At 57.8% G+C, this 10951-nt stretch carries 10 protein-coding genes; 8 read left to right on the forward strand and 2 right to left on the reverse strand.

All coding sequences use genetic code 11. The annotated features are described in order from the left end of the window. Window positions 1-231: 231 nt before the first annotated feature. On the reverse strand, window positions 232-3318 hold the full coding sequence (locus LKE08_RS03900; protein ID WP_324702882.1) for an EAL domain-containing protein: 3087 nt from the start codon (window positions 3316-3318) through the stop codon (window positions 232-234). A 251-nt stretch (window positions 3319-3569) separates the two neighbouring features. Between LKE08_RS03900 and LKE08_RS03905 the strand changes: the two genes are divergently transcribed. Further along, window positions 3570-3722: a hypothetical protein gene (locus LKE08_RS03905; RefSeq protein WP_324702883.1), complete on the forward strand. Its 153-nt coding sequence runs from the start codon at window positions 3570-3572 to the stop codon at window positions 3720-3722. Window positions 3723-3733: 11 nt separating this feature from the next. On the opposite strand, the gene LKE08_RS03910 is transcribed toward LKE08_RS03905, so the two are convergent. After that, a complete protein-coding gene (locus LKE08_RS03910; protein WP_324702884.1) occupies window positions 3734-4390 on the reverse strand; it encodes a hypothetical protein in 657 nt (218 codons plus the stop codon). A 205-nt stretch (window positions 4391-4595) separates the two neighbouring features. On the opposite strand from LKE08_RS03910, the gene LKE08_RS03915 reads away from it, so the two are divergent. The 7 genes from LKE08_RS03915 to LKE08_RS03945 all read left to right on the forward strand — a co-directional run bounded on the left by LKE08_RS03915 (window position 4596) and on the right by LKE08_RS03945 (window position 10853). Continuing rightward, entirely contained in the window at window positions 4596-5246 is a 651-nt protein-coding gene (locus LKE08_RS03915) for an ATP-binding cassette domain-containing protein (RefSeq protein WP_324702885.1), read from the forward strand. 331 nt (window positions 5247-5577) lie between these two features. Then, window positions 5578-6384: an ABC transporter permease gene (gene fetB / locus LKE08_RS03920; protein WP_324702886.1), complete on the forward strand. Its 807-nt coding sequence runs from the start codon at window positions 5578-5580 to the stop codon at window positions 6382-6384. A gap of 99 nt (window positions 6385-6483) precedes the next feature. Then, window positions 6484-6711, forward strand: coding sequence for a hypothetical protein (locus LKE08_RS03925; protein WP_324702887.1), 228 nt, complete (start codon window positions 6484-6486; stop codon window positions 6709-6711). Then, window positions 6708-7985, forward strand: a complete 1278-nt coding sequence (locus LKE08_RS03930) for a pitrilysin family protein (protein WP_324702888.1) — start codon at window positions 6708-6710, stop codon at window positions 7983-7985. The genes LKE08_RS03925 and LKE08_RS03930 overlap by 4 nt, the downstream gene beginning before the upstream one ends. Window positions 7986-8147: 162 nt before the next feature. Next, complete coding sequence (locus LKE08_RS03935; RefSeq protein ID WP_324702889.1) at window positions 8148-8861, forward strand: peptidoglycan-binding protein; 714 nt, start codon at window positions 8148-8150, stop codon at window positions 8859-8861. A 671-nt stretch (window positions 8862-9532) separates the two neighbouring features. Further along, a complete protein-coding gene (locus tag LKE08_RS03940) occupies window positions 9533-9850 on the forward strand; it encodes a hypothetical protein (RefSeq protein ID WP_324702890.1) in 318 nt (105 codons plus the stop codon). Window positions 9851-9902: 52 nt separating this feature from the next. Next, window positions 9903-10853 carry a DUF362 domain-containing protein gene (locus LKE08_RS03945; protein ID WP_324702891.1) on the forward strand — a complete coding sequence of 317 codons (951 nt, stop codon included), beginning with the start codon at window positions 9903-9905 and terminating at the stop codon, window positions 10851-10853. Window positions 10854-10951: the final 98 nt, after the last annotated feature.

The raw sequence follows: 10951 nt of genomic DNA on the forward strand, positions 1-10951 counted from the left end.
CGGCTAAAGCCGCCGTGTCGCTTTTCCACTCCGCTCTAAAGAGACGGAGCTATCAAGCTCCCGAACTCTTTTCGTATAGCCGCACGCCCGATGTGGGGTTCCTGGAGGCAGGGGAGGCAGGGCAAGCCGGGGAGGCGGAGGAGGCAAATTTACACTCAGATTCGTACAAATTCCCCAATCATCGACCGATGATTTTTGCTTGTAGGGGCGCAAGGCTTGCGCCCTTGGGAATTAATTCCCAAGCGATCCGGATGTTCCACCCGCTTCTGGGCTTCCCCCACTTCCCCCGCCCCCTCCGCTCCCTCCGCCCCCCGACTCCCGACTCCCGACTCCCGACTCCCTCAAAAAAAGCGCGGGCTGTTTCAACAACTCGATCGCCCGGTCGGCGGGGACAGGGGGAGAAAATAAGAAACCCTGGGCCGCCTCGCAGCCCAGGGTTTCGAGCCATTCCAACTGTTCGACCGTCTCGACGCCCTCCGCGATCGCGCTGAGTTCGAGCAAATTACTCAAGACGACGATCGATTCGGCGATCGTCCGGTGGCGGGAATCCGGTTCGGCAGGGTTGACGAAGGCGCGATCGATTTTGAGGGCATCGACGGGCAGGCGGTGCAGGTAGCTGAGGGAAGAGTAACCGGTGCCGAAGTCGTCGATGCTGATCGGAATGCCTTTCGACCGAATCTGTTCGAGCAATTCGCAGGTCGCTTCGATATTTTCCACCAACATACTCTCGGTAATTTCGAGGACCAAACTATTTTTTTTGAGGGCGTGGGTGGCGAGAAGTTCGTCGAGTTGTGGCAGAAGAAAATGTTGCAGTTGTTTGACCGAGAGGTTGACGCTCAATTTCAAAGGGCGATCGGGAAATTGCCGCTGCCAGTCCGCCAACTGCCGGCAGGCTTCGTGCAGCAGCCAGCGACCGATGGGGACGATCAGGCCGGTTTCTTCGGCGATCTCGATAAATTCTCCCGGCGACACGATGCCCCGCCGGGGGTGCCGCCATCGAATCAGGGCCTCGAACCCGCGAATCGTCCGGGTCGGCAGATCGAGGATGGGTTGGTAGTACAGGACAAATTCCTGATTTTCCAGGGCTTTCCGCAGGTCGTGTTCGACGTGGAGCCGCCGCACCGCCTGGAAGTGCATGATGGGGTCGAAGATGGCGTACCGGCCCCGGCCGTTTTGTTTGGCCCGGTACATCGCCAGATCCGCATCCCGAAGCAAGTCTTCGGGGGAGTGATGGCGGCTCGTGCCGGCGACGATGCCGATGCTGACGCCGGTGAAGACCTCGCGATCGCCGACTTGCAGGGGCGATCGCAGCACCTTCACGATCTCCTCCGCCACCCGCACCGCCACCTCGATGCCGTCGATCTCTTCGAGCAGAATCACAAATTCGTCACCCCCCAGCCGCGCCGCCACGTCCGTCTCGCGGACGAATCCCGGCAACCGTTTCGCCACCGACAGCAGCAGCTCGTCCCCGAGGAGGTGGCCGAGGCTGTCGTTGACCACTTTGAAGCGGTCGAGGTCGAGGAACAGCACGGCAAACTGAAACTCGGGGTCGTATTTCGTCCGCTTCAGGGCCAGGTCGAGGCGGCTGATGAGGAAGTGGCGGTTGGGCAGCCCCGTCAGGGCGTCGTGGAGGGCTTCGTGCCGCAACTGCTCCCGGGCTCGGATGCGATCGCTCACGTCCCGGGAGGTGGTCTGCAAGTGCCGGACCCGCCCTTCCCCGTCCAAAATCGCCCGGGTCAGGGTTTCGAGCCAGATGTACTCCCCGGTTTTTTTCTGAATCCGGTAGGTGATCGGGGTGGTGATGCCCCGCAGGTTGGGCTCGTGGGATTCCCGGCGGATGCGATCGCGATCGTCGGGGTGGAATAACTCGTAGGGGTCGCGCCCGATCAATTCCTCCGGACGGTAGCCGAGCACCATCTGACTCGACGGGGTGAGGTACAGATAACGCCCGTCGGGGTGGTGCAGGCCAACCAAATCCCCCATGTTCTCCGTCACCAGGCGCAGGCGCTCTTCGCTCTGGCGCAGGGCTTCTTCGGCCTCCTTGCGATCGCTGATATCCATAATCAACGTGTCCCACACCACATCGCCGTTTTCCCGGCGTTCGGGGCGCCCGCAGGCTTCGAGCCACTTCAGTTTCCCGGACGGGGTGGTGATGCGCCACTGCCAGGACCAAGGTTGCAGGGTATCGGCCGAAGTGATGACGGATGCGTACATTCCGAGCCGGTCGTCGGGGTGCACCATTTCCCACAAAATGCCGGTGTCCGCGACCACGGCTTCGGCCTCCACTCCCCACAGTTCGTAACAGCCCGGACTCATGTAGAGTACCCGATCGGTGCCGTCGGGGTGCAGGACGTACTGGAAGATGGCGCCGGGGACATTGGCGGCCATGTTGTGAAAGCGCCGTTTGCTCCGGCGCAGGGCTTCTTCGGCCTCCCGGCGGCGGCGGATTTCCCCCCTCAAAATGCGGTTCCACATCAAAACGACGCCTAAACCCGCGATCGGCGCGTAGACCGCCAAATCCGCCAAAATATGTCTGACCTGCCCCCAGCTCAATCGTTTCTTCGGCTCCAGCCAGCGCTCCCGCGCTCGGTAATAGGCGGAGTTGTAATCGGCCTTCAAGTCTCGGATGTGGCGGTCCAGGGTCGCCAGCAGGTCGGCCCGCCTCCCTTCGGCCGTGATGAAGTGCAGCCGGGAGGGGTCGAAGAGAATGTTGGTTTTGACCAGGTCGTGGTGGGGGGCGGCTTCGCCGCCGAAGATGTTGTTGACCACCCCGGCATCCACCTCCCCGGCGGCGATGCGCCGGAACATTTCCTCGAAGTCGGCGACTTCCACGAATTGCGGCGCGACTCCGAAGGCCTGGGTCTGCTCGGCCAGCATCGCCTGTTGGATGCTCCCTCTGAGGACGGCAACCCGCTTTCGCTCCAAGTCGAGAATGGACTCGAGGGGCATTCCGGGGCGGGTGTAAACTTCCGACCAACTGACGAGGACGATTTCTCGGTTGAAGTCGAAGCGACGATCGCGGTTTTCGGAGTGGGCGACGTCCACCATCAGATCGAGCCGGCCTTCCTCGACTTCCCGCAGACAGCGATTCCACTCGCAGGGGACGTATTCCAACCGCCAGCCCTCGGTCTTCGCGATCGCCCCGAGCACGTCGGCCCAAAACCCCGACGGCCTCCCGGTTTCGTCCAGAAACACCTTCGGCTGATTTTGATAGATGCCGACCCGCACCGTCTCACCGCCATCCCGAACCCCCGCCGCCTGTCCCCCCGTCAAGAGAGTCGCCATCAAACAACTGCCGAGTGCTGCCGCAAATTTCATAATTTGTTAATGCCGGAGTCCCGTCCTTTCAAAATTCGCCCTTTCGATCGGCGAATCGAAGTCATTTCATGATATCAAACAGCCCGTCGGGGTCGAGGACAGCGATCGCCCCGTAAGAGAACCCGTTCCGACCCTTTTGGAAACCCACTGGGGACAGTAGAAATAGTCGCCTTTTCCGGATAGAGCCGGATTGAAAATCGCCGGATTGAGTCGCATTATTAGAAATAATATTATAATTCAAAATGTCGCCAATGTCAATGCTTGTCGCCCCCGTTCAAATTGATAAAAATGGGGGATTTCGTCGCGGCGACACGGTGTCACCCCCGCCTCGAATGGCGCGATCACACCCTCGCCGGGATGAAAAAATGGGGCGATCGGAAACCTCCGATCGCCCCACCATCTGAACATCGTCGCATCATGCCAAAAATTGCCGGATCGGATCGCCGTCTTCCCGGACCAGGGGCCCGGCCGGCAGCAGGGAACACCGATCCGGGGTATGTTGAGACTCCACCAGCCTTTCAAACTCGGCCGCGGTGTCCCCGCCGTAGGTTCGGTTGAGGAGCTCCCCGGTCGTTTCGGCGATCGCGTCCAGGGCTTCCAGGGCCTCGCAGTAGGCCCGTTCCGCCCGCTTCACCGCCCACATCTGGGACCCGAGGCGATCGAGGGCGTTTTCGATCTCCGCCTTGCGATCGCCCAATTCAGCCGACTGGCGATCGAATTCCTGTCGTTTGGACAGCAGCAGGTTTCGAGTCTTCTTCAACTGCTTGCCTCGTTCTTTCTCGGAACGCAACGATTGATAATGCATTTCGAGGCGTTCTGCCAGGGGCAGATCCCGACTCGGGGGCCGAAACACCGTTCGGTGTTCCAATTGTTTAACCGTTGCCGTCAGGGTTTGGATTTCCGAGTACAGTTGGTTCAACTGTTCTGATAAACTGGGTTCCAGCCATCGGACTGGAGTGGGCTTTGCGGACGCTGGGAATTGGAGGGTCATGGTAACACGCTCTTCGATCAGACGGTTCGTCGATGCCCCCTGAGTTTTGGAATTGAGTTGGGAAAAATGAGTGCTTGTCATGGTGGAACGGATGTTGATTGATCAAAAATGCCGGATTACAAGGTCAATTATTGACATCCTCACGGCCGATGTCTCGGCCTCCTGTCCCGGCCCGGGAATCGTCCACCATTCGCACCGAAAATTCGGCTCTTTCGGGAGCCAGTTGTATCATAACATCCTGACAGTTTGACAATCGACTTCTGTTCCCGATTTCTCATTTTTATCCATGGCACTTCTGCAAAGCGACAATATCGGCCGTAAAATTGACGATCGCTGGCTGTGGCGCGGCGTCTCCCTGGCCCTGTCCCCCGGCGATCGCCTGGGATGGGTCGGCCCGACGGGCACCGGCAAAAGCCTGATGCTGCGATCGCTGGCCGGACTCGACCCCCTCGACGAAGGGGAAATCCGGTTCGGCGATCGTCCCCTGTCGGCCTTACACCTCCCCCAATACCGCTCCCAAGTGATGTATTTACACCAGCGTCCCGTCCTCTTTGAAGGCACGGTAGAATCCAATTTAAAAGCCGTCTATCAACTCTCAGTTTACAGCCAACGACGCTACAATTTGGAGCGAGTTTTAACCCTGTTAGACATCCTCAAACGTCCCCCGGAATTTCTGCACAAAAACGCGACGACACTTTCCGGCGGAGAAAGTCAAATTGCGGCGATCGTGCGGGCGCTGCAACTCGAACCCTCGGTTTTACTATTGGACGAACCCACCGCCTCCCTCGACCCGGACACCACCAAACAAGTCGAGTCCGCGATCGCCACCTGGCTGAAAAATGACCCCGGACGGGCCTGCATCTGGACGAGTCACGACCCCGAACAAATCCGGCGCGTCACCGATCGCTGTTTCAATTTGGGAGAATATAAAAAATAACCCAACTGCCCGTTGTTGCGCTTTGGCACCATAACAGTTTTCAACCTCATGAAATACGGTCAATTACTCGCGCCCTCGACGGGGAGACTTCGACCCCGATCGCCCCCAACCCGTTCGAGAAATCATACAAAAAATGGAGATCGAAATCAAAAAATAATTTAAAATTATTTAAATTTCAACCTCAAACTTATAAAATCCGAGATGGCAATCGGAAACTATTTGTAAATAGTTGCGCCCCCAAACCCCCAATCATGGGGGCTTTGAGCGGATCGATTTTTCCCGAATTATTTCACATTGCTATATATCATCAATTTCACATTTTCGACCAACCATGTCCGACAATTATTTGACCCTCAGTTACGGTCAACTCGCCGCCTCCGTATTGTTGATATTAATAAACGTCGTCCTCTCTCTGCGGTTGCGTCTGGGATTGGAGCGATCGCTCGTCATCGCCTCGGTGCGGATGATAGTGCAACTGCTCTTGATCGGATATGTTTTGGAATGGTTGTTCGCCCTGTCCAATCCCTTTTTGGTCGTGGCGATCGCTTTATTGATGGCGGGGGTGGCGGGAATTTCGGCGGTGAATCGCACCTCCCGCCGCTTCGCCGGAATTTACTGGCGGAGTTTGGTTTCCGTGCTGGTGGCGGCATTTTTGATCACCAATTTATCCGTGGGGGGAATTATCCAGGTGCGGCCCTGGTACGACCCCCAATATTTGATTCCCATGTTGGGGATGGTATTGGGAAATACGTTAACCGGAATTTCTTTGGGATTAGAACGATTTATGGAGGGAGTGACGATTAACCGAAACGCGATCGAAACCTTGTTGGCATTGGGCGCCACCCGCTGGGAAGCCAGCCACCGGGAAGTCCAGACGGCCGTGCGGACGGGGATGATTCCTACCATCAACTCGATGATGGTGATGGGTTTGGTGAGTTTGCCGGGGATGATGACGGGTCAAATTTTGGCCGGGGCGAGTCCCATCGACGCGGTACGGTATCAAATTGTCATCGTGTTTGCGATCGCCTCCGGAAGCGCTTTGGGAACCCTGGGCGTCGTATTATTAGCATGGCAGGCCCTCCTGAGTCCGGCCCACCAACTGCGGTGCGATCGCCTCTATCCCGCCAAGGGGAAATGAGGAGGCGGAGGGGCGGAGGAGGCGGAGGAGGCAGAGGGGGCGGAGGAGGCAGAGGAGGAAAGTTTTGATCAGATCGATAAACTCCCCAATCATCTTTAGATGATTTTGGCTGTTAGCTTGGGAATTGATTCCCAAGCGGTGCGGATGTTCCACCCGTTTCTCCGCTTCCCCGACTCCCCACTCCCCACACCCCACACCCCACACCCCACACCCTACACCCTACCCCCTACCCCCTCCTTCCCTGCCGTTTCTCCCCTCCGTGTGTTAAAACAACGTGTGGTGTATCAGCGATCGCACTCCGACGACGACAACAAAAATCAACCGTGACTCAAGCTCTAACCCCCTCAAGGTCAACCCAGAACGTCCGCCGTCACGTTCTCGACAATGGCATCGTCATCTTAGTGACCGAAAATCCGGCGGCGGATATCATTGCCACCCGCCTGTTTTTGGGTACCGGGACCCGCTGGGAACCCCCCGGAAAAAGCGGACTGTCCCACCTGCTGGCTACCGTCCTCACCAAGGGAACCGAACGCCTCACCTCCCTCGACATCGCCGAACGGGTGGAGTCGGTGGGGGCCCGGCTGAGTGCGGACACCTCCGCCGACTATTTCCTGATGGGTTTGAAAACAGTTTCGTCCGATTTTGCGGAAATTTTGGACTTGGCGGCACAACTGTTGCGATCGCCCTCTTTCCCGGAAGCCGAAATCGAACTGGAACGCCGCATCACCATCCAGGGTATCCGATCGCAGCGGGAACAGCCCTTTTCTCTGGCGTTTGAAGGCCTGCGGCGGGCGATGTATGGCGATCATCCCTACGCAATTTCGACCTACGGGACGGAAGAAACCGTCAGCCAACTCACCCGCGACGACCTGCAACAATTTCACCAAACCTATTTTCGCCCCGACAATCTCATTATTTCCCTGGCGGGCCGAATTACGCTAACCGAAGCGATCGCCCACATTGATCGCGTCTTCGGAGATTGGCCGGCCCCCGCCGAACCGCCGCCCGAACCCGTGTTGCCGGACGTTTCCCCCGACCCCCACAAAGCGATCTGCCCCCTGGCAACCCAGCAGTCGGTGATCATGTTGGGATATCTGGCCGGTTCGGTGCGTCATCCCGACTACGCCGGGTTGAAGCTGATGAACACCTATTTGGGGAACGGGTTGTCGAGTCGCCTATTTGTGGAGTTGCGGGAAAAGCGGGGACTGGCCTACGACGTGTCGGCCTTTTATCCCACCCGTTTGGATGCGTCCCAATTCGTGGTGTACATGGGGACCGCGCCCCAAAATACCGCGATCGCGATCGAGGGGTTGCGGGCCGAGGTCGTCCGCCTCGCCGACGTCCCCCTGAGTGAGGAGGAGCTCCAGGTCTCTAAAAATAAGCTGTTGGGACAGTACGCCTTGGGGAAACAGACCAACACCCAACTGGCCCAAATTTACGGGTGGTACGAAATATTGGGACTCGGCATCGACTTCGACCGCCAATTCCAGGCGGACGTGATGGCGGTGACGGCGGCCGAAGTTCAGGCAATTGCCCAGAAAAATTTTGTCGAACCCTACCTGTCGTTGGTCGGTCCGGAGGCGATCGTTAGCCAGTTTTAGAGGAGGGAGTAGGGAGGAGGGAGTAGGGTGTAGGGTGTAGGGTGTAGGGTGTAGGGTGTAGGGTGTAGGGTGTAGGTAATAGGTAATGGGGGGATAGTTTCCCTTCCGCTTGACCGTTGCTTCACCGTTGCCCCGGCGCCCCGGCGCCCGAAATGCCCTAAAATGATGGGCGATCGCACCTTCCGGGAGGTTTCGATGAAACAACTGTATTTGGTGCCAGCTTTGCAATTCGGGCGGCTGATGATGGCGGGGGGAATCTTGGGGATTCTCCTGTTGGGGATAGACGTTACTTTGGTATCGGGAAATCCGGCGATCGCCCAAACTCGCCGGGGAGATACCCCCGCGGCTAACAATCTCAACCGGCCCGTCCTCAAAGATGGTAGTCAGGGGACGGAGGTTTCCGAACTCCAGGCGACGCTGCAACTGTTGGGGTACTATGCCGGACCCATCGACGGGGTTTATTCGGAGGAGACGGCCGAGGCGGTGTCCGCCTTTCAGGAGGCGGCCGGGTTGAGTCCTGACGGGGTGGTGGATCGCTCGACTTGGAACCGACTGTTTCCCCCCGAACCGACGGCGGCGGCGGCCGAACCGGAACCGGAGGTCTGCGTCTGTCCCGAGACGGCCCGGGCCGCGACGTTGGTGGCCGACTCGGCGGACTCCCGGGAGGCGAGTTTCCCGGTCCTGAAATTGGGAATGCGGGGGGAGGCGGTGGCCGGACTGCAGGAACGGTTGCGGGCCAAGGGGTTCCTCGACGGCGAGGCCGACGGCATTTTCGGCCCGGAAACCCAGGCGGCGGTGAAGGGAGCCCAGCGGGAGTATGAAATTACGCCGGATGGAGTGGTCGGCGCCACCACTTGGCGGGTGCTGCTGCGCTAATTGTTAACAAATGTGAACCCCAATATTGCATGACGTTAAAGTGTGTAACGTTTGGTAAATAGGGGTTGCGCTCAGAAAAATTCGTGGTAAATTAAACAGTATCAGGACACGGAAGAAGATAATTCTTTAATAACCCGGTTTGGATTAAAGCTCGTGTCCGTCCGCTTTAGTCCGATTGCAGCGCCCAGGCAGTGCGATCGCACCCGGACTTGTTAGCATCGTTGAGGAGCGTTTTCTCCGCCTGGATTCCCGCCCTCGGGTCGGCGTTTTTGGGATCGGTGCTATAACTAGAGCCTGTATCGGCTGCTCATTATGGTGAGTTCCCTGTGTTGGGGTCGTTGCAAGTTTTGTCCACCCGATTTAGATTCAATCATTTTTCTGAGTAACTTATCTAACGTCTGCTTGAGTCAACTGAGTTTACTCATTTGTTTTAGGGTCTAGTAGCCTCCTACTAGGCCTTAAAATTTTGGTGAATTTGAACAATTATCAATTATCAATTATCAATTATCAATTATCCCCGCACCCGATTGGAATGGGAGCGACGCGACCCGTTAGAATAATAATGAAGAAAGTGTCTGAACGATCCGGAGCGAGAGAACGGGGTCAGACTCAGCATTCCCTGATTTTTCAGACCCGGAGCGTTTCCAGTTCAACGATTTGAGGATGCAATCATGCCGAAGGGATCTTTTGCACAAATGCAAGCGGAGAGCGGAGGAACGCAGATTTCTTTTTGCTATGAAAACGGTCAGGTGGAAACGTTTGCACTGCCGATGTCTACAACAGATTTAGCCCAGAAATTACCGCAACTGTTGTCCCGGCCCTGGATTACCCTGCATTTGATCGATCAAACGGTGGTCATTTGCATGGCAAAAGTGAGCAAAGTGGAAGTCAAACCTCCCCTTCCCCAACTCCAAGGCGAGGCGTCTCTGGCCAACTGCCAGCGGGTAACGGCACTGCAGCGGGGTGCGACTGGCCGGTTGGGGGTTTGAGGGTCTTTTGAGATAGGATGGGAAAAATCGCATTCTAGATTCCCGAAATGCCATGTCTTCAGTCAGTTTAATTCGAGCAGATTCCTACGAACCCTCTGCCCTTCATCAAGCTTTGGAAACGTTGCTCGAACCGTTGGGAGGCCTGGAAACCCGGGTCAAACCGGGCGATCGCGTCCTGCTGAAACCGAACCTGCTGACGGGATCGCGTCCGGCCCGAGAATGCGTCACCCGTCCGGAACTCGTCGCCGCCGTCGCCGAACGGGTGCTGGCGGTGGGGGGAAAACCGTTTTTGGGGGACTCCCCGGCCTTCGGGAGCGCGTTGGGGGTGGCGAAGGCTAACGGTTATTTGCCCTTGATTGAGGCGTTGGATTTGCCCGTGGTGGAATTTCGCGGGCGCCAGTATGAAACCGGGGGGGAAGAATTCCATCGCCTGCGGTTGAGTCGGGAGGCGATGGAAGCGGATGTGGTGATCAACCTGCCGAAGGTGAAATCCCACGTGCAACTGACCCTGACGTTGGGGGTGAAAAATTTGTTCGGGTGCGTCCCGGGCAAGATGAAGGCTTGGTGGCACATGGAGGCTGGAAAAGATGCCGATCGCTTCGGGCGGATGTTGGTGGAGACGGCCCGGGCGATCGCGCCAGAATTGACGATTATCGACGGGATCATCGGCCACGAGGGGAACGGCCCGAGCGGCGGCGACCCCCGCTTCCTGGGCCTCCTGGGGGCCTCTGGGGACGTTTTCGCCCTTGATCGCGCGATGGTCGAGATCCTCGGCGTCGGGCCCGACCGCGTTCCCACCCTGGCGGCGGCGGAACGGTCGGGACTCTCGCCGGAATTGGATGCGATCGCCTTTCCCCTCCTCCACCCCGACGAGTTGCGAGTTTCGGACTGGAAATTGCCCGACCGCCTCACCCCCATCGATTTCGGCCTGCCCCGGGTGATCCAATCCACCTTCCGCCACCTCTATATCCGCTGGATCGAGGAACGGAAAAAAGCCGTTTAGATGAGATCTAGCGCTGCGTGCGGGTGTAGGGTGTAGGGTGTAGGGTGTAGGGTGTAGGGTGTAGGGTGTAGGGTGTAGGGTGTAGGGTGTAGGGTGTA

Origin of the sequence: Lyngbya sp. CCY1209 (assembly GCF_035615495.1) — a bacterium.
Lineage (GTDB): Bacteria > Cyanobacteriota > Cyanobacteriia > Cyanobacteriales > Microcoleaceae > Limnospira.

What these genes read in the sequence shown, in the direction of transcription:
- LKE08_RS03900 (WP_324702882.1), bottom strand. Translation starts at nt 3,318, where the DNA reads ATGAAATTTGCGGCAGCACTCGGCAGTTGTTTGATGGCGACTCTCTTG.
- LKE08_RS03925 (WP_324702887.1), top strand. Translation starts at nt 6,484, where the DNA reads ATGATTTTGGCTGTTAGCTTGGGAATTGATTCCCAAGCGGTGCGGATG.
- LKE08_RS03945 (WP_324702891.1), top strand. Translation starts at nt 9,903, where the DNA reads ATGTCTTCAGTCAGTTTAATTCGAGCAGATTCCTACGAACCCTCTGCC.
- LKE08_RS03935 (WP_324702889.1), top strand. Translation starts at nt 8,148, where the DNA reads ATGATGGGCGATCGCACCTTCCGGGAGGTTTCGATGAAACAACTGTAT.
- LKE08_RS03940 (WP_324702890.1), top strand. Translation starts at nt 9,533, where the DNA reads ATGCCGAAGGGATCTTTTGCACAAATGCAAGCGGAGAGCGGAGGAACG.
- LKE08_RS03905 (WP_324702883.1), top strand. Translation starts at nt 3,570, where the DNA reads ATGTCAATGCTTGTCGCCCCCGTTCAAATTGATAAAAATGGGGGATTT.
- LKE08_RS03910 (WP_324702884.1), bottom strand. Translation starts at nt 4,390, where the DNA reads ATGACAAGCACTCATTTTTCCCAACTCAATTCCAAAACTCAGGGGGCA.
- LKE08_RS03915 (WP_324702885.1), top strand. Translation starts at nt 4,596, where the DNA reads ATGGCACTTCTGCAAAGCGACAATATCGGCCGTAAAATTGACGATCGC.
- fetB (WP_324702886.1), top strand. Translation starts at nt 5,578, where the DNA reads ATGTCCGACAATTATTTGACCCTCAGTTACGGTCAACTCGCCGCCTCC.